Origin of the sequence: Micromonospora sp. NPDC048868 (assembly GCF_043198195.1) — a bacterium.
In the GTDB taxonomy this organism is placed as follows: domain Bacteria; phylum Actinomycetota; class Actinomycetes; order Mycobacteriales; family Micromonosporaceae; genus Micromonospora; species Micromonospora reichwaldensis.
In genome coordinates this window covers 87,509-105,513 of sequence record NZ_JBICUN010000005.1, presented here as the reverse complement: position 1 = coordinate 105,513, position 18,005 = coordinate 87,509, and the positions used below count along the sequence as shown (strand labels likewise).

16 protein-coding genes are annotated in these 18,005 nt (G+C 71.6%); 11 read left to right on the top strand and 5 right to left on the bottom strand.

Annotated features, from left to right (window positions below; genetic code table 11):
- Positions 1 to 44: 44 nt before the first annotated feature.
- Positions 45 to 695, bottom strand: a complete 651-nt coding sequence (locus ACGFNF_RS09935) for a hypothetical protein (protein WP_393167009.1) — start codon at positions 693 to 695, stop codon at positions 45 to 47.
- Entirely contained in the window at positions 692 to 1,255 is a 564-nt protein-coding gene (locus ACGFNF_RS09930) for an RNA polymerase sigma factor (RefSeq protein WP_393167007.1), read from the bottom strand. Before ACGFNF_RS09930 ends, ACGFNF_RS09935 begins: the two co-directional genes overlap by 4 nt.
- 257 nt (positions 1,256 to 1,512) lie before the next feature.
- Between ACGFNF_RS09930 and dnaE the strand changes: the two genes are divergently transcribed.
- Positions 1,513 to 5,043, top strand: coding sequence for a DNA polymerase III subunit alpha (dnaE, locus tag ACGFNF_RS09925; protein ID WP_393167005.1), 3,531 nt, complete (start codon positions 1,513 to 1,515; stop codon positions 5,041 to 5,043).
- Between the two features lie 44 nt (positions 5,044 to 5,087).
- Here the strand turns inward: dnaE and ACGFNF_RS09920 are convergent, their stop codons facing one another.
- Entirely contained in the window at positions 5,088 to 5,423 is a 336-nt protein-coding gene (locus tag ACGFNF_RS09920; RefSeq protein ID WP_393167003.1) for a hypothetical protein, read from the bottom strand.
- A 36-nt stretch (positions 5,424 to 5,459) separates the two neighbouring features.
- Here ACGFNF_RS09920 and ACGFNF_RS09915 point away from each other — a divergent pair, with 36 nt between their 5' ends.
- Positions 5,460 to 5,963, top strand: a complete 504-nt coding sequence (locus ACGFNF_RS09915; RefSeq protein ID WP_393167001.1) for a hypothetical protein — start codon at positions 5,460 to 5,462, stop codon at positions 5,961 to 5,963.
- A 71-nt stretch (positions 5,964 to 6,034) separates the two neighbouring features.
- The gene (locus tag ACGFNF_RS09910; protein ID WP_393166999.1) at positions 6,035 to 7,072 is read left to right on the top strand and encodes an aminotransferase class V-fold PLP-dependent enzyme; all 1,038 of its coding nucleotides are present in this window, start codon (positions 6,035 to 6,037) and stop codon (positions 7,070 to 7,072) included.
- Positions 7,073 to 7,114: 42 nt separating this feature from the next.
- Here the strand turns inward: ACGFNF_RS09910 and ACGFNF_RS09905 are convergent, their stop codons facing one another.
- On the bottom strand, positions 7,115 to 7,975 hold the full coding sequence (locus ACGFNF_RS09905) for an SPFH domain-containing protein (protein WP_357579216.1): 861 nt from the start codon (positions 7,973 to 7,975) through the stop codon (positions 7,115 to 7,117).
- Positions 7,976 to 8,285: 310 nt separating this feature from the next.
- Between ACGFNF_RS09905 and ACGFNF_RS09900 the strand changes: the two genes are divergently transcribed.
- From ACGFNF_RS09900 to ACGFNF_RS09875, 6 genes are all read left to right on the top strand, one after another.
- Positions 8,286 to 9,047, top strand: a complete 762-nt coding sequence (locus ACGFNF_RS09900) for an ABC transporter ATP-binding protein (RefSeq protein ID WP_393166997.1) — start codon at positions 8,286 to 8,288, stop codon at positions 9,045 to 9,047.
- Positions 9,034 to 9,726, top strand: coding sequence for an ABC transporter ATP-binding protein (locus tag ACGFNF_RS09895; RefSeq protein WP_151455606.1), 693 nt, complete (start codon positions 9,034 to 9,036; stop codon positions 9,724 to 9,726). The genes ACGFNF_RS09900 and ACGFNF_RS09895 overlap by 14 nt, the downstream gene beginning before the upstream one ends.
- 40 nt (positions 9,727 to 9,766) lie before the next feature.
- Positions 9,767 to 11,026, top strand: a complete 1,260-nt coding sequence (locus tag ACGFNF_RS09890) for an ABC transporter substrate-binding protein (RefSeq protein WP_393166995.1) — start codon at positions 9,767 to 9,769, stop codon at positions 11,024 to 11,026.
- 7 nt (positions 11,027 to 11,033) lie between these two features.
- Positions 11,034 to 11,915: a branched-chain amino acid ABC transporter permease gene (locus ACGFNF_RS09885; RefSeq protein WP_393166993.1), complete on the top strand. Its 882-nt coding sequence runs from the start codon at positions 11,034 to 11,036 to the stop codon at positions 11,913 to 11,915.
- On the top strand, positions 11,912 to 12,928 hold the full coding sequence (locus ACGFNF_RS09880) for a branched-chain amino acid ABC transporter permease (RefSeq protein ID WP_393166991.1): 1,017 nt from the start codon (positions 11,912 to 11,914) through the stop codon (positions 12,926 to 12,928). Before ACGFNF_RS09885 ends, ACGFNF_RS09880 begins: the two co-directional genes overlap by 4 nt.
- 76 nt (positions 12,929 to 13,004) lie before the next feature.
- A complete protein-coding gene (locus ACGFNF_RS09875; protein WP_393166989.1) occupies positions 13,005 to 13,649 on the top strand; it encodes a transcriptional regulator in 645 nt (214 codons plus the stop codon).
- A gap of 263 nt (positions 13,650 to 13,912) precedes the next feature.
- Here ACGFNF_RS09875 and ACGFNF_RS09870 read toward each other — a convergent pair whose 3' ends face one another.
- Positions 13,913 to 14,506, bottom strand: a complete 594-nt coding sequence (locus ACGFNF_RS09870) for a hypothetical protein (protein ID WP_393166987.1) — start codon at positions 14,504 to 14,506, stop codon at positions 13,913 to 13,915.
- 1,248 nt (positions 14,507 to 15,754) lie between these two features.
- Between ACGFNF_RS09870 and ACGFNF_RS09865 the strand changes: the two genes are divergently transcribed.
- Together ACGFNF_RS09865 and ACGFNF_RS09860 are read left to right on the top strand one after the other, a co-directional pair.
- Positions 15,755 to 17,323, top strand: a complete 1,569-nt coding sequence (locus ACGFNF_RS09865) for an MFS transporter (protein WP_393166985.1) — start codon at positions 15,755 to 15,757, stop codon at positions 17,321 to 17,323.
- An 11-nt stretch (positions 17,324 to 17,334) separates the two neighbouring features.
- Positions 17,335 to 17,943 carry a TetR/AcrR family transcriptional regulator gene (locus ACGFNF_RS09860; RefSeq protein WP_327027709.1) on the top strand — a complete coding sequence of 203 codons (609 nt, stop codon included), beginning with the start codon at positions 17,335 to 17,337 and terminating at the stop codon, positions 17,941 to 17,943.
- The last annotated feature ends 62 nt before the right edge of the window (positions 17,944 to 18,005 follow it).

The window sequence follows — 18,005 nt, the reverse complement described above, 5'->3', positions numbered from 1 at the left end:
CGACGGGGGCGTACGCCCCGCCGGCGCACCGCCCTCCGTCGGAGTTAGCGCACCACCACCGTGACCGTGTGCGTCGTACCGCCCTGGGGGATCAGCACGTCCACCGTGCCGGGGCGGACGAACCGGATGTCGACCACCCCCGCCTCGTAGCTGCGGGACACCAGGTCCTCGCGGTCCACGTCGACCTCACCCGGCCCGATGCCGATGATCCGCAGCACCCCGCCGGTCGCGAAGCAGAGCGAGCGCACCAGCGCCAGCTCGGTCTCGGCCAGCACGAGGTCGTGGCGTACCGCCCCGAAGCAGGTGCCGGGCAGTTCGCCCGGCGAGCGCGTCGCGGTGGGCGTACGCCCGGGGGTGGTCGTCGGGGGCGCAGCCGGCGTGGGCCGGCGGGACGGCGGGACGACGGCCGACGTGCCCGGCGGTCGGCCTGGCGTGCTCGGCGACGGCGGGGAGGCCGACGGCGGGAGGGCCGACGGGGAGGGCGACGCCGGGCCGGGGGAGCGGGGGGCCGGCGCCTGCACGGGCAGCGGCGAGACGGGAGCGTCCCCGCCGCCGCACCCCGCGAGCGGCACGGCCACGGTCACGGCGACCACCGCGATCCCGGCGAGCCGCGGCGCGGAGAACCGCGAGCCGCCGGAGCCGCCGGAATCACCGGAGCCGCGCGGCCCGCCCCGGCGGCGGCCCGTCGCCGTCACCGCCGGCCCTCGCCGGCGGCGGGCTCAGCGGAGAGCCGGTGGCGCAGCTGCCGGCGGGCCTCGTGGATCCGCGACTTGACGGTGCCCTCGGGCACGCCGAGCAGGCCGGCGATCTCCCGGTAGCCCAGCCCCAGGACGTCGCGCAGGGTCACCGCCTCGGCGAGTTCGGGGCGCAGCGCGTCGAGCGCGTCGAGCAGGTCCAGCCGGGTGCCGGCGACCACGCTCGTGCGGCGCGGGTCCACCGGCTCCGGCAGCGGCACGCCGCCGGCCTCCACCAGCCAGCGCCGCCGCAGCACCCGGTACGTCGAGCGGGCCCGGTTGGCCGTCAGCCGGTACAGCCAGGTGTGGAACGACGAGCGGCCCTCGAACCGGCCGACGCCCCGGGCCAGCGCGAGCAGCGCGTCCTGGCACGCCTCCTCGGCGTCCTCCCGGTTCGGCAGCAGGCGGGCGCAGAGCCGCAGCACCTCCGGGCGGACCGCGACCAGCAGCGCGTCGAGCGCCACGGGATCGCCGCGCGCCGCCGACTCGACCAGCTCCTCGACACCGTCCGGGAGGGGCATCAGGTCGTCCAATGCTCGCCGGATACCGTCCGCCCAGGCTACGGCCGCCGCCGCCGATCGGGGCGCCCCGAGTCCGGGAACCGACTGCCGGAGGCCGTCGTGGGCCCGCCGAGCGTGCGGGGCGGGGCCGGCGGAGAGACGCGCGCCACCCCGGCCCGGCCCTGTCCGCGCGGCGTCTGGAGCCGCCTTCGGCGGCGGCGATAGGGTAGGCCGTCCGAGCTCGACCAACCCAAGATCCGACCCGGGGGGCGCCACGCATGGGCGATTCGTTCGCGCATCTGCACGTGCACACGGAGTACTCGATGCTCGACGGGGCGGCCCGGCTCAAGGACCTCTTCGCCGAGGTCAAGCGGCAGGGCATGCCGGCGGTGGCGATGACCGACCACGGCAACATGCACGGCGCGAACGACTTCTACAAGCAGGCGATGGCCGCCGGCGTCACCCCGATCCTCGGCATCGAGGCGTACGTGGCGCCGGAGTCGCGGTTCCACAAGCAGCGGGTGAAGTGGGGCCGGCCGGAGCAGAAGAGCGACGACGTCTCCGGCAGCGGCGGCTACACCCACATGACCATCTGGGCGAAGAACAAGACCGGCCTGCACAACCTCTTCAAGCTCACCAGCCGGTCGTACACGGAGGGGTTCTTCGTCAAGTGGCCGCGGATGGACGCGGAGCTGCTCGCGGCGAACTCCGACGGGTTGATGGCCACCACCGGCTGCCCCTCCGGCGAGGTGCAGACCCGGCTGCGCCTGGGCCAGTACGACGAGGCGCTCAAGGCCGCCGCGCGGTACCAGGAGATCTTCGGCAAGGAGAACTACTTCCTGGAGGTCATGGACCACGGCATCAGCATCGAGAGCCGGGTCCGCCAGGAGCTGCACGACATCTCCCGCAAGCTGGACATCCCGCCGGTGGTCACGAACGACTCGCACTACACCCACGAGTCGCAGGCCGAGGCGCACGACGTGCTGCTCTGCGTGCAGACGGCGGCGAACGTCGCCGACCCGAACCGGTTCCGGTTCGACGGCAGCGGCTACTACATCAAGTCCGCCGACGAGATGCGCGCCGTCGACAACTCCGACTTCTGGCTGGAGGGCTGCCGCAACACCCTGCTGGTGGCCGAGAAGGTCGACCCCGCGGGGATGTTCGAGTTCCACAACCTGATGCCGCGTTTCCCCGTTCCGGAGGGGGAGACCGAGGAGTCCTGGTTCCGCAAGGAGACCTTCGCCGGGCTGGAACGGCGCTACCCCGGCGGCATCCCCGAGGGGCACGTCAGGCAGGCCGAGTACGAGCTGGGCGTCATCATCCAGATGGGCTTCCCGTCGTACTTCCTCGTGGTCGCCGACTTCATCCAGTGGGCCAAGAACCAGGGCATCGCCGTGGGCCCGGGCCGTGGCTCGGCCGCCGGCTCGCTGGTGGCGTACGCGCTGGGCATCACCGACCTGGACCCGATCCCGCACGGCCTGATCTTCGAGCGCTTCCTCAACCCCGAGCGCGTCTCCATGCCGGATGTCGACATCGACTTCGACGAGCGTCGGCGCGGTGAGGTCATCAAGTACGTCACCGACAAGTGGGGCGAGGACAAGGTCGCCCAGATCGCCACCTTCGGCACCATCAAGGCGAAGGCCGCGATCAAGGACTCGGCCCGGGTGCTCGGCTACCCGTACGCGGTGGGCGACCGGATCACCAAGGCGATGCCCCCTGCCGTGATGGGCAAGGACATCCCCCTGGAGGGCATCTTCGACCCCAAGCACCCCCGCTACGCCGAGGCCGGCGAGCTCCGGGGCATGTACGAGGCGGAGTCGGACGTCAAGAAGGTCATCGACACCGCCCGGGGCATCGAGGGGCTGATCCGGCAGACCGGCGTGCACGCCGCCGGCGTCATCATGTCCGCCGAGCCGATCATCGACCACATCCCGCTCATGCGCCGGGACTCCGACGGGGTCATCATCACCCAGTTCGACTACCCGACGTGCGAGTCGCTCGGGCTGTTGAAGATGGACTTCCTCGGCCTGCGCAACCTGACGATCATCGACGACGCGGTGAAGAACATCCAGCTCAACCACGGCAAGGAGCTGGAACTGCTGGCGCTGCCGCTGGACGACAGGCCCGCGTACGAGCTGCTGGCCCGGGGCGACACCCTGGGGGTGTTCCAGCTCGACGGCGGGCCCATGCGCTCCCTGCTGCGAATGATGAAGCCGGACAACTTCGAGGACATCTCCGCCGTCCTTGCGCTCTACCGGCCCGGCCCGATGGGCGTCGATTCGCACACCAACTACGCGCTGCGCAAGAACAACCTCCAGGAGATCACCCCGATCCACCCGGAGCTGGAGGAACCGCTGCGCGAGATCCTCGCGCCCACCTACGGCCTGATCGTCTACCAGGAGCAGGTGCAGCGCGCCGCGCAGATTCTCGCCGGCTACACCCTCGGCCAGGCCGACCTGCTGCGCCGCGCGATGGGCAAGAAGAAGAAGGAGATCCTCGACAAGGAGTTCATCCCCTTCCGTGACGGCTGCCGGGAGCGGGGCTACTCGGACGAGGCGATCCAGAAGGTCTGGGACGTGCTGGTCCCGTTCGCCGGCTACGCCTTCAACAAAGCGCACTCGGCGGCGTACGGGCTGGTGTCGTACTGGACGGCGTACCTGAAGGCGCACTACCCGGCCGAGTACATGGCGGCGCTGCTCACCTCCGTCGGCGACGACAAGGACAAGATGGCGCTCTACCTGTCGGAGTGCCGCCGGATGCGCATCCAGGTGCTGCCGCCGGACGTGAACACCTCCGCGGGGCCGTTCACCCCGGTCGGCAAGGAGATCCGGTTCGGCCTCGGCGCGGTGCGCAACGTCGGCGCCAACGTGGTCGCCGCGATCATGCGCTGCCGGGACGAGAAGGGCGAGTACGCCGACTTCTACGACTTCCTGTCGAAGGTCGACGCCGTGGTCTGCAACAAGAAGACCATCGAATCGCTGATCAAGGCCGGGGCGTTCGACTCGCTCGGGCACTCCCGCAAGGCGCTGCTCACGGTGCACGCGGAGGCGATCGACGCGTACGCCGACGTCAAGCGCAAGGAGGCCGTCGGCCAGTACGACCTCTTCGGCGCCGGCTTCGGCGACGCGGAGACCAACAGCACCACGGTGATGCCGGTCATCGGCGACGGGGAGTGGGACAAGCGCGACAAGCTCGCCTTCGAACGCGAGATGCTCGGCCTCTACGTCTCCGACCACCCGCTCTTCGGCCTGGAGCACGTCCTCGGCGCGGCGGCGGACTGCACCATCGCCTCCCTGTCCGAGGAGGGCACCGTCCCGGACGGGGCCGTGGTCACCCTCGCCGGCATCCTCTCCGGGGTGCAGCGGCGGGTCACCAAGCAGGGCCGGGCCTGGGCGTCGGCCACCCTGGAGGACCTCGCCGGCGGCGTGGAGACCCTCTTCTTCCCCAACACCTACGAGGTGATCGGGCAGTACATCGCCGAGGACGCCATCGTGGTGGTGAAGGGGCGGGTGGACCGGCGCGACGACACGCCCCGGATCATGGCGATGGACATGTCCATGCCGGACGTCAGCAGCACCCCGGGGAGCAAGCCGGTCACCCTGACCATCCCGGTGCACCGGTGCACCCCGCCGCTGGTGGAGCGGCTCAAGGAGACCCTGGTGCTGCATCCGGGCGACACCGAGGTGCACGTCAAGTTGCTCAACGGCGGCCGGACCACCACCCTGCGGCTGGGGCCGTTCCGGGTGGCGGCGACCACCGCGCTGATGGGCGACCTGAAGAGCGTCCTCGGCCCCGCCAACGTCAGCTGACGCCACCACCCCGCCGGCCAGCCTGGCCGGCGGGGTGGGCGAGGTCAGACCCGGGTCATGGTCGAGGGGTAGCCGCCCCCGCCGGGGTAGACCCACTCACCGGTGACCGTGGTGTCGTCGGCGCTGAACGTGCCCTGGTAGTAGGCCGGGCTGCCCTTCGCGCCGCCCCAGATCGTCAGCTTGTCGCCGGTCAGCTCGTAGACGTAGTCGAGGGTGTTGCCGGTCGAGTCGTAGAACCGCGACACCACGTCCGCGCTCACGGGCTCGCCGAACGGGCGCAGGTTGCCGATCACCTCCAGGCCGGTGACGGGCTGACCGAACTGGGTGAGTGCGACGCGCTGGAGCAGGAAGAACCGGCCCTCCATCCATTCGTACGTCACGGTTCCCTCGGCCCCGCCGGTGACCGTCCAGGTGCCGTGTTCCTCGCCGTCGAGCGGCTCGGCGAGCCGGAGCACGACGAGCTGCTGGTCCGGCACGAGGTGGCGCACGTGGTGCACGACCGGCTGGCCCGCATCCGGGACTGGCCGGAGCACGGGGTCGCCCCCGCGCTGCTCACCGAAGGGCTGGCCACCCAGGTGACGGCCGAGCTGGACCCGCGACGACCTGACGACGAGTACCTCTGGATGGGCGCCACCCACCGGCGGTGGCTCGCCGACTGCCGGCGCCGCTGGCCGGAGATCCTGCACCGGATCGCCGCCGACGTGGACGCCACCGACCTCGACCGGTACGCCGCCTGGTTCCTCATGCGCGACAGCGTGCACCGGGGCGACCTGCCGCGCCGCTGCGGCTACCTCGTCGGCCTGGAACTGGTCCGGCTCCTGCGCGAGCGCCACCCGCTGCACGAGATCGCCGCCTGGGACCTCGACCAAGGGCTCGACGAGGTGCGACGAGGTCTGCACGCCCTGCGCGCGGCGACCTGAACCGGCGCCCGGGGCCGCGAGCGCGGGATTGGCCATCCCGGTACGCGGCGCGGGTGGCTAGCGTCGGTGGGGTGGAGATCGCACAGGCGCAGAAGTTGTGGCAGCCGCAGCCGGGTTGGCTGAACACCGCCAGCTACGGGCTCCCGCCCGATCCGGTGTGGGACGCGGTGCAGGAGGCGTTGACCGACTGGCGGGCCGGGCGCACGTCGTGGGAGGGCTGGGGCCAGGCCACCGAGCGGTCGCGGGCCGCCTTCGCCGGCCTGGTCGGGGTGCCGGTCGCCGACGTCGCGGTCGGCAGCACGGTCTCGCAGCTGCTGGCCCCGGTCGCCGCCGCCCTGCCCGCCGGCGCGACCGTCGTGGTGCCGGAGGTCGAGTTCACCTCCAACCTCTTCCCGTGGCTGGTGCAGGTCGAGCGGGGCGTGCGGGTGCGCACCGTGCCGCTGGCCGGGCTCGTCGACGCGATCGACGCCGACACCGACCTGGTCGCGTTCAGTCTGGTGCAGTCGGCCGACGGCGCGGTCGCCCCGTACGCCGAGGTGGTCGCGGCGGCCCGGGCGCACGGCGCGTTCGTCGCGGTCGACGCCACCCAGGCGTGTGGCTGGCTGCCGTTCGACGCGAGCCTCGCCGACCTGGTCGCGGTCGGCGCGTACAAGTGGCTGATGGCCCCGCGCGGCTCCGCGTTCGCCTACCTGGCGCCCGCGCTGCGGGAGCGGCTGCGCCCCGACGCTGCCGGCTGGTACGCGGGGGACGACCCGCACGCCTCCTACTACGGCCTGCCGCTGCGCCTCGCCGGGGACGCGCGCCGGTTCGACATCTCGCCGGCGTGGTTCAGCTGGGTCGGCACGGCCCCCGCACTGGAACTGCTCGCCGAGATCGGCGTGCCGGCCGTGCACGCGCACGACGTCGCCCTGGCCAACCGGTTTCTCGCCGGGCTGGGTCGTCCGCCGGGGGAGAGCGCGATCGTCGCGGTGGAGGTGCCGGGCGCGGCGGAGCGGCTGGAGCGGGCCGGCGTCCAGGCGGCGGTGCGTGCCGGCCGGGTGCGGGCGTCCTTCCACGTCTACTCCACGGTGGCCGACGTCGACCTCGCCCTGGATGCGCTCACCGGCTGAGGCCGGGGCGGGGCCGAGGGCGGGGTCGACGCCGGCCGGCCGTCACTTGGCGCCGGTGACGATCCCGGGGTTGATGCAGAGGCCGGGGTTGCTGCCGTTGCGTTCGGCGATCTCCAGGCACCGCGACACCTTGTCGACCTTCGCGTTGGTCTCGGTGATCTGCTTCTGGATGGCGGCGTTCTTCCGGTCCTGCTCCAGGTTGCGGGTCTGGGCGAGCTTGTCCTGGAAGGCCTTGATGTTGCCCTCGGTCTTGTCGTCGTGGTTGACCCGGGTGATCGTCACCGACAGGATGTCGACGTCGCTGGAGAGCCGCGACTCGGCGCTTGTCTTGATGCTCTCGGCGAAGGGCTTCAGGTCCACGTTCAGGCTGCCGGTGTTCGAGTCGATCTTCTCGAGCGGGTTGTAGGTGGCGAAGGCGTCGTTGACGGCGCTGTCGAGCTGCACGCCCACCCGCTGGCCCCGGAAGCTGTCGAAGTCGCCCTTGTAGTCCATGAACTGCTTGGGCGCGTTCTCCGGCTTGACCTGCCACTCGACGAGCACCTCGACGCAGGCGTCGGCGAGGGTGCCGGTGCGGACCCGCACGCAGTGGTCGCCGCCGATGTGGTCGTACTTCTGCCGGCCGGCGTCCCACTCGCCGACCTTCTGCCAGGGAGCCACCCACTTCAGGCCGGAGCCGGTGACCTTCCCCGTCGGCTTGCCGAAGCTGGTGACGATGCCGACCGAACGGATCGGCACGGAGTGGGCGCTGGAGCCGATGGTGAACACGACCGCGCCGACGAGGCAGGCGACCGCGGCCAGGGTGGCGGTCCCCTTCGTCGACGTATTCGAGGCGGCGAGCGCCAGCAGGCCGGAGATCGCCAGGCCGACGGCGAAGATGATCGCAACAGTGAAGCCGAAGGGCATTTCGCTCGGCACCTTTCGCGGGAGGGGGCCATCACCCTAGGAGCACCGGTCAAGGCGAAACGCCTGTGGGGCGCGGCCGTGGCGCGCCCACATGACGTGGTACGCCGTGACTCCACAGTCATCGCCGTCGATGCCGGCGGGCGGGGTGGCCGGGCGGCGGGGTGGCGTTCCCGCACGGTCGGGCGTCCCGGAATGTGGCTGCCATCGACATAGTTCGACATCACGGCCCCGCCGTAGGTTTCCAGGACGCGACGGCCATGTGACCCCGGTCACCGATCCGGTCGTCGCCGGACCTACGAAGGAGTAGGCGATGGCCGGGCAAGCGCTCCTGTCGGCCCGCGGGCTGACCCGTGACTTCCGGGGTTTCCGGGCGGTCGACGGGGTCGACCTCGACATCGCGGCGGACAGCGTCCACGCGCTCGTCGGCCCGAACGGCGCCGGGAAGACCACCCTGTTCAACCTGCTCACCGGGTTTCTACGGCCCAGCGGCGGGCGCATCGAGCTGGCCGGCCGCGACGTGACCGGGCTGCCCCCCGAGCGGGTCGCCCGACTCGGCGTGGCCCGGTCGTTCCAGATCACCAGCCTCTTCCCGCAGCTCTCCGCGCGGGAGCACGTCGAGTTGGCCCTGCAGAGCCCGAGCGGGCTGGGCTGGCGGTTCTGGCGCTCGGCGAAGCTGATGCGCCGCTACACCGACCGGGCCGGCGAACTGCTCGACATGGTCGGGCTGGCCGAGCTCTCCGAGGCCCCCGCCGAGGCGCTGGCGTACGGGCGCAAGCGGGCGCTGGAACTGGCCATCGCCCTCGCGCTGGACCCGAAGGTGCTGCTGCTCGACGAGCCGACCGCCGGGATGGGCCTGGAGGACGTCGACCGCACCGTCGAGCTGGTCGCGCGGGTCCGGCAGGGCCGGACGGTGGTGCTGGTCGAGCACAACATGAGCGTGGTCGGGCGGCTCGCCGACACCGTCACCGTCCTGCAGGCCGGCAAGGTCCTCGTCGAGGGCCCGTACGAGCAGGTGCGCGCCGACGAGCGCGTGATCACCGCCTACCTGGGAGCCACCGATGCTGCGCATTGAGAACCTGTCCGCCTGGTACGGCGAGGCGCAGGTGCTGCGGGAGGTCAGCCTGGACGTCGCCGCCGGCGAGGTGGTCACCCTCGTCGGGCGCAACGGCGCCGGCAAGTCCACCCTGCTGCGCTGCGTGATGGGCCTGCACGCCGGCCAGCGTGGCCGGATCGAGCTGGACGGGCGGGACGTCGGGAGGCTGGCCGCGTACCGGCGGGCGCGGTTGGGGCTCGGCTGGGTCCCCGACGACCGGGGCAGCTACGCCACGCTGAGCGTGACGGAGAACCTCACCCTGCCGCCGACCGTCGGGCCCGACCCGTGGTCGCTGGAGCGCGTGTACGAGGCGTTCCCCGCCCTGCACCAGCGGCGGGACTCGGCCGCCACCATGCTCTCCGGCGGCGAGCAGCAGATGCTCGCGCTGGCCCGGGTGCTGCGGATGGGCGCCCGGCTGCTGCTCTGCGACGAACCGACCGAGGGGCTCTCGCCGCTGCTCGTGCAGCAGGTCGGCGACCTCCTGCGCGAGGCCAAACGGCACGGGGTGACCGTGCTGCTGGTCGAACAGAACCTGCACTTCGCCACCGGCGTCGCCGACCGGCACTACCTGCTGGCCGAGGGACGCGTCGTGGAGGCGATGGACAACTCCGAGGTGCGCTCCCGGGAACGGGAGCTGCTGTCGTACCTCGGCATCTGAATTCCGATTCGACGACCCGCGCGGCGCGCGGGGTGGAGGGATGGGCATGCGTAGGACGGTGGGTGTGGCCGCGGCTTCGACGGCGGCGATGGTGCTGGTCGCGGGCTGCGGCGGCGGTGGTCCCCAGTCGGGCGGCGACCAGAAGCTGACCGGGGGCAAGATCGTGCTGGGCGTGCTGAACGACCAGTCCGGCGCGTACTCCGAGCTGTCCGGCAAGAACTCGGTCAAGGCCGTGGAGATGGCCATCGCCGACTTCAAGGCGAAGCACGGCGACAAGGCGGTGACCGGCGACATCACCGTGGAGACCGCCGACCACCAGAACAAGCCGGACATCGCCAACAGCAAGGCCCAGGAGATGTACGACCGCCAGGGCGTCGACCTGATCCTCGACGTGCCCACCTCGTCGGCGGCGCTGCGGGTGGCCGACGTGGCGAAGGAGAAGAAGAAGCTCTACTTCAACATCGGCGCCGCGACCACCGACCTGACCGGCAAGAGCTGCAACAAGTACACGTTCCACTACGCGTACGACACCTACATGCTGGCCAACGGAACGGGCAAGGTCACCACCGAGCAGGTCGGCAAGAACTGGTACATCCTCTACCCGAACTACGCCTTCGGCCAGGACATGGAGAAGAGCTTCACCACCGCCATCACCGCCGCCGGCGGGCAGGTCGTCGGCAAGGACGGGGCGCCGTTCCCGAACACCAGCGGCGACTTCTCCACCTTCCTGCTCAAGGCGCCGACGCTCAACCCGAAGCCGCAGGTGCTCGGCACCATGCAGGCCGGCGCGGAGCTGGTCAACGTGGTCAAGCAGTACAACGAGTTCAAGCTGCGCGACAAGGGCGTCGGGCTGGCGGTCGGCCTGATGTTCATCACCGACATCCACTCGCTCACCCCGGCCGCGCTCGCCGGTACCACCTACACCGACGCCTGGTACTGGAACTCCGACCAGCAGAACCGCGAGTTCGCCGACCGGTTCCAGAAGGAGACCGGTACCCGGCCGTCCTTCGCGCACGCGGCCAACTACTCCGCCGCGACGCAGTACCTGGAGGCCGCGCAGGCCGCCGGCACCGACGACGCCGACGCGATCGTCAAGGAGCTGGAGGGCAAGGAGGTCAACGACGTCTTCCTGCGCAACGGCAAGTTCCGCGCCGAGGACCACCGGGTCATCCACGACGCCTACCTCGCCCAGGTGAAGCCGCAGTCCGAGGTCAGTGAGCCGTGGGACTACGTCAAGGTGCTCAAGACCATCCCCGCTGCCGAGGCGTTCCGCGCCCCGTCGGCGGACTGCAAGATGTGACCAGGGCATGACCAGCTTCTTGCAGAACACGTTCAACGGGCTGGTGAGCGGGGCGTTCTACGCCCTGCTCGCCCTCGGGCTCGCGGTCATCTTCGGGATGCTGCGGGTGGTCAACTTCGCCCACGGGGCGTTCTACATGTTCGGCGCCTTCGGCGCGTACGTCCTGCTCACCGAGGCGGGCGTGCCGTTCTGGGCGGCGTTGGTGATCATGCCGGTGGGGCTGGCCCTGGTCGGCATGGCCCTGGAGCGGGCCTTCATCCACCGGCTCACCCGGCTCGACCCGCTCTACAACTTCCTGCTCACCTTCGGCCTGACGCTCATCCTCCAGGACCTGGTGAAGCTCCGCTACGGCGTGCAGTCCAGCCCGTACGAGACCCCGTCCGCGCTCAGCGGATCGGTCGACTTCGGGCTCTTCGACTTCCCCACCTACCGCGTCTTCATCCTCGGCTTCGCGCTCGCCGTCTGCGCCAGCGTCTGGTGGGTGCTCACCCGCACCCGGGTCGGCATGGTGGTCCGGGCGTCGACCGAGCGGCCCGAGCTGACCCGGGCGTTCGGCATCGACGTGGGGCGCTGGGTCACCCCGGTCTTCGGCTTCGGCATCGGCCTCGCCGGGCTGGCCGGGGTGCTGGCCGCGCCGATGCGGGCCGTGAACCCGCTGATGGGCGCCGACCTGATCATCGTGGTCTTCGCGGTGGTGGTGATCGGCGGGCTGGGCTCGATCTTCGGGTCCGTCGCCGCCGGCTTCGGCATCGGCCTGGTGCAGGCGTGGGGCGAGGCGTACCTGTCCGACTTCCCGATCGTGTCGCAGACGATCGTCTTCATCGTGATGGCCGTCGTGCTGCTCTGGCGCCCGGCCGGGCTGTTCGGCCGTGAGGAGGCACCGGCATGACGAGCACCGTCGACACCGAGACCGACGCCGCTCGCCCGGCGCCGAGGTCCGGGCTGGTCGCCGTGACCCGGGCCCCCGGCTGGGTCCGGTACGCGCTGCTCGCCGTCGGGCTGCTGGTGGCGTTCTGGCTGCCCAACGGGCTCTACCCGGCGGTGGCGGTGGACATCCTCTGCTGGGCGTTGTTCGCCGTCGCCGTGGACCTGCTGCTCGGCTTCACCGGGCTGATGTCCTTCGGGCACGCGGCCTTCTGGGGCGCCTCCGCGTACGTCACCGGGTTGACGGCCATCCACCTCGGCCTGCCGTTCCCGGCGGCCGTGCTGGCCGGGGCGCTCGCGGCGGCCGTGCTCGCCGTGCCGATCGGCTACCTGGCGGTGAAGCGGACGGGCATCTACTTCGCCATGGTCACCCTGGCGTTCGCGCAGCTGGTCTACTACGTCGCCAACGAGTGGCGCTCGGTGACCCGCGGCGAGAACGGCCTGCAGGGCGTGCCCCGCGAGCTGTTCGGGCTGGACCTGACCGACGACTACTACTTCTACTACGCGATCCTGCCGATCGTGCTGCTCGGGCTGGCCGCCGCCTGGCGGATCGTGCACTCGCCCTTCGGGCGGGTGCTGGTCGGCATCCGCGACAACCCGGCCCGCGCCCGCGCGCTCGGCTATCCCGTGCACCGCTACAAGCTGACCGCGTTCGTGCTGTCGGGCTTCATCGCCGGGCTCGGCGGCGGGCTGTTCGCCGTCGGCCACCGCTTCGTCTCCCTCGACGTGCTGCACTGGACGACCTCCGGCAAGGCGGTCATCGTGGTGGTGCTCGGCGGCATCGGCACGCTCTGGGGTGGGGTGCTCGGCGCGGGCATCCTGGTCCGCCTGGAGGACTGGCTGTCGTTCTCCGGGTTCGAGGCGATCGGCCTGGTCACCGGCGGGATCTTCGTCCTCGTCGTGCTGGTGTTCCGGCGCGGCATCTGGGGCAGCGCCGCCGCCCTGGCGACGCGCTGGGCGGCATCCCGCCGCCGGTAGTCGCACCCGGGCGCATCCAGCCGCGGCCCTCCCGACGAACCCCCGGGTAGTGAACGTCTACCCGGGGGTACGTCTGGTGCTGACAGATCCCATGCCGGTCGGGGCCGTCGAGACCGCGCGCAAGCAGTTGTCGCTGGCCGCCGAGGACCTCGACGCCAACCGGGTCGCGGCGGTCGTCGTCGAGGTGGCCGACGAGTGGGGCACGGCGGCGCTGTGGGAACAGGTCTGCGTGCCGATGCTGGCAGCACTGCCCGGGCACACCGCCATCGAGGTCGCCGTCGAGCACGCCCTCGCCGAGGGCGTCCGCGTCGGCCTGGACGTGTTCCGGCGCGTACCGGGCCGCCCGCTGCCCACCGACGGCGTGCTGCTGGCCGGCGCGGAGCAGGAGACGCACTGCCTCGGCCTGCACGCGCTGGCCGCCGCGCTGCGCGAGCGGTCCCGGGGCAGCCTGCTGCTCGGGCCGGCACTGCCGTGGACGGCGCTCGCCAGCGCCGCCCGTCGGGTCCGCCCGCGCATCGTCGTGGTCTGGGCGCAGACGCCGGTCACCGGCCGCGCGTACCGCCTGGTGCGCTTCGCCCGCGACTTCCCGGCGACCCGGGTGTACGGCGCCGGCCCGGGCTGGATCGAGCCGCTCGGCGCGCCGGCGACCCGACTGTCCACGCTGCCCGCCGCCGTCACCGCCTGCGCCGCGCCGTCACCGCCTGTGCCGCTCCTGCCCTGACGGGCTCAACCAGATCTACGGGCTCAGCCAGCCGCCCGCCCCTGCCGAACGGTAGAGCGTCGGCTCCGGCTGCCCACTCGTCCGCCTCCGGCTGCTCGCCAGCTCGCCTCCGGCTGCCCATCGGTCCGTCGTGGCTTCGGCCGCCGTCCGGCCAGGAACCCTGACGTCGAGCCCTCTGCGATGGCCGGCGGTGGATGTGCCGCTGGCCGGCACCCCGTGTTCGGGTGCCGGCCAGCGATCCCCCTTGTGGTGGAAAGTCTGTGTCAGCTGTTCCAGTGCTCGGCGACCAGGTCGGCGGCCTGCTGCTCCCACTGGGCGTAGTGGTCCGGGTACGCCGACACCTGCACCGTCTGCGCGGCCTTCGTCAGCGGCATGTCCTGCCACCCGTCGACCTGCTTCAGACCCTTCAGGAACGCCATCGTCGAGTACTCCGGATCGGTGATCTGCTCCACCGTGCCCCAACCCGAGGACGGACGCTGCTGGAACAGGCCCTGCGAGTCGTGGTCGTTGCGGTCACCCAGGTGACCCAGGTTCTCCAGCTTCGACTCCTGCAGTGCGGTGGCGATCGACACGACGGCGGCGCGCTCGTCCATGCCGGCCTTCTTCGTCGCGGCGATGATCGCCTTCACGTTGGTGACCTGCTCGTCGGACAGGTCGACGTGCGACTGCGTGCCCTGCACACCGTGCGGGATCAGCTTGGCCTTGTCGACCGACGGCTTGTCGGCCTGCACGGCCACCGCCACCGGGGTCGACTCCACCGACGGGGCCGCGTGCGCGGTCGCGGGACCGGCGAACACGCCACCGGCGAACGCGAGACCAGCAATACCGAGAACGCTCTTACGGATGATCGTGTTCATCAGAAACGCTCCATTCGGGGGTTGGCACCCACACCGAGGGGGATCGGCTTCACGCGGGTGCAAGCACCGTCGGCGCTCATACGAACTCACGCGAAATCTCCAGCGAAACCTGGAGAGGATCTCCGACGAATCAGCCGGAGGAAAGATCAGATCGGCCATGCCGGCCGGATGTCCGACCCGTGCGGGCCGGAAGGGGCCCGGGCTGTCGTGCGGGGCGGGGGGACGCCCTCGCGTCGGCCGGACCATGTGTAACCACCGCCGGCCCGCCATCATTCCGGGCCCGGGCCCGCCATCTGTCGGGGCGGCGTGGCCTCGGCGGCGTGGGTCTTGCTCGGTCGTACGCAGGGTGTAACGACCCCGCCCCGGCCACGATTCCGCCCCCACGATGCCCCCGGTCACACCCACAAACCGCACACCCAGTACCGACACGCCAACCACCGACGACTCACCGGCTCAACCCGCCCCGGACAGCCACCACGAAACCGGACACCGATCACACCCGGGCCCACGTTCACCGACTCCCCGCTCACCAAGGACTCACCTGGCTCAGCCCGGCTCACCCGCGCTCACCCGGCTCATCAAGGGCTCACCGGTTCACCCAGCTCATCCGGTTCTCTCACCTCATCCGGTTCACCCACCTCATCCGGCTCATCCGAGTGAACCCGGGTGAGTCGGGTGAGCCGCTCCTCCGGGTCACTGGGGTTCCGGGGTCGCCCGGGTCACCCGGGTCGCCCCCAGACACCGGGTCACTGAGGCGCCAGTCGAGATCTTGGTACGAGAGTGCCCCTGGAGGGGCGGTTTCTCGCCAAGATCTCCGGCAGGAGCCCGCACACCTCGCGCAGACCAATACGGCGATGCGCCAGGCGACCGGATCGGCGCCCCTTCCCGACCGGTCCACGCGGACGGACGCGAAGGTAGCCACCGACGGGGTGTGGCCCGCCGATCAAGCCTGACCGCCCGGAACCGGGCACGGCGGGCCACACCCCCACCACGACGCACCGCGACGCCCCGTAACCACCCAAGGCCCCACCCACCGAAGGCCCAACCCACCCCGAGCGCCCGAAGCAGCACCCGGAAACCTGAAGCAGCACCCGGAAACCTGAAGCAGCACCCGGAAAGAGGACGCGAGTGACCGCCGCCACATAAGATACGAACCGGTTCCGTATCGATAACCACCCGCCTACGCTGACACCGCCGAATTACGAGTCTGGCCCGTATCGAAACGGGGTCCGGGGGGAGAACGCGAAGATGCCACCGCACGAGCACACGGGACACCCGAGGAGGTGGGCGATCCTCGGGGTGCTGGTGATCAGCCTGCTCGTGGTCGTCCTGGACAACACGATCCTCAACGTCGCACTGCGGACCCTCGCCGACCCGGTGCACGGCCTCGGGGCGAGCCAGGGCGAGTTGGAGTGGTCGATCAACTCCTACACGCTGGTCTTCGCCGGCCTGCTGTTCACCTTCGGTGTGCTCGGTGACCGCGCCGGGCGTAAGCGCTTCCTGCTCATCGGCCTGGTGCTCTTCGGGTTGGCGTCGCTGCTGTCGGCGTACGCGCAGAGCCCCGCGCAACTCGTCGCGGCCCGTGCGCTGATGGGCGTGGGTGGCGCGGCCATCATGCCGGTCACGCTCTCGATCATCTCCAACGTCTTCGACCCCCGGGAGCGGGGCCGGGCGATCGGCGTCTGGGCCGGCGCGGTCGGCCTGGCCGTGGCCATCGGTCCGATCCTCGGCGGTGCGTTGCTGGAGCACTACTGGTGGGGCTCGGTCTTCCTGATCAACGTGCCGGTGGTGGTGCTCGGCGTGGTGCTGGTGGCGCTGCTCGTGCCGGAGTCGCGGGACCCGGATCCGGGCCGCGTCGACGTCGCCGGTGTGCTGCTGTCGGTGGTGGGGCTCGTCGCGTTGACCTACGGCATCATCGACGGCGGCGAGCACGGCTTCGGCCGCCCGCTGGTCTGGGTCGCGATCCTCGGCGGCCTGGCGGTGCTGGCCTGGTTCGTCGCGTACGAGCGGCGCAGCGACCACCCGTCGCTGGACGTGCGGCTGTTCCGGGTGCCGCGCTTCGCCGCGCCCGTGGCCATCGTCGGGCTGATCTTCTTCGCCGCGATGGGCGTCATGTTCTTCACCTCGTTCTACCTGCAACTGGTGCGCGGCTACAGCCCGCTGGAGACCGGCCTGCTCTTCCTGCCCTTCGCGGCGGCCCAGCTCGTGTTCGCCCCGGCCAGCGCGGCGATGGTCCGCCGGTACGGCGGCAGGGCCGTCGCGGCGGTCGGGCTGACGCTGACCGTGGTCGCGCTCGGCGCGTTCGCGTTCGTCGACGCGACCACCCCGATCTGGGTGGTGCTTGTCGTCTTCTTCCTCCAGGGCACCGGGATGGCCAACATCATGCCGCCGGCCACGGAGTCCATCATGTCCGCGCTGCCCCGGGAGAAGGCCGGCGTCGGCTCGGCGGTCAGCAACACGGTCCGGCAGGTGGCCGGCGCGCTCGGCGTGGCGGTGCTCGGGTCGGTGCTCTCCGCGGTCTACCGTGCCGACGTCGACCCCGCCCTGCGGGACCTGCCCGCCGGGGCGCGCGAGGCGGCCGGCGAGTCCATTTCCGGCGCGTACGCCGCGGCGGGTCAGCTCGGGCCGGCGGCGCCGCAGCTGATCGCGGTCGCCGACGACGCCTTCCTGGCCGCGATGCACTGGGCGGCGGGTATCGCCGCCGCGATCGCCGCGCTCGGCATCCTCGTGGTGCTGCGCTGGATGCCCGGCCGCTCCGCCGAGGCGGCGGGGAGGCCGGCGCCGGTGGGGGAACCCGAGTTGGCCGGGACCGCCTAGCTTCGGGAACAATGTCCGACATGACTTCCACCGCCGACGCTCCTCGGCCGCCCGGGCGGCCGAGGAGCGTCCGCGCGGACGAGGCGATCGTCGAGGCCGCCCTCGACCTGCTCGCCGACGGCAGCACGATCGAGGCGATCTCGATCGAGGCGATCGCCGCCCGCGCCGGGGTCGGCAAGGCCACCATCTACCGCCGCTGGCCGGGCAAGGACGCGCTGCTGCGCGACGCCCTGCGTACGCTCAAGGGCACCCCGCCGGAGCCCGCCGGCCACTCGGTCCGCGACGACCTGATCCTGCTGGTCGGCGCGGTCGGTAACCACATCGACCCGCGGGCGGCGCGGATCATGCCCTGCCTGGTGCCGGAGGTCAACCGCAGCCCCGAGCAGTACCAGCTCTACCAGAACATCATCGAGCCGCGGCGGGAGATGATGCGCGAGGTGCTGCGGCGCGGGATGCGCTCCGGCGAGCTGCGCGCGGATCTCGACGTCGAGGTGGTCATGGCGATGCTGACCGGCCCGATGCTGGTGCAGCGCGTCATGCGCTGGCACCCCGACCTCGACGAGGCGACCCTGCCGCAGCGCATCGTCGACGGCGTCCTGGACGGCATCCGCGCCCGCTGACGGCCCCGCCTCGCCTGGCGGCGGCCCCGGCGGCCGGACGCCTGTCGGTCGTGCTGCGGCCA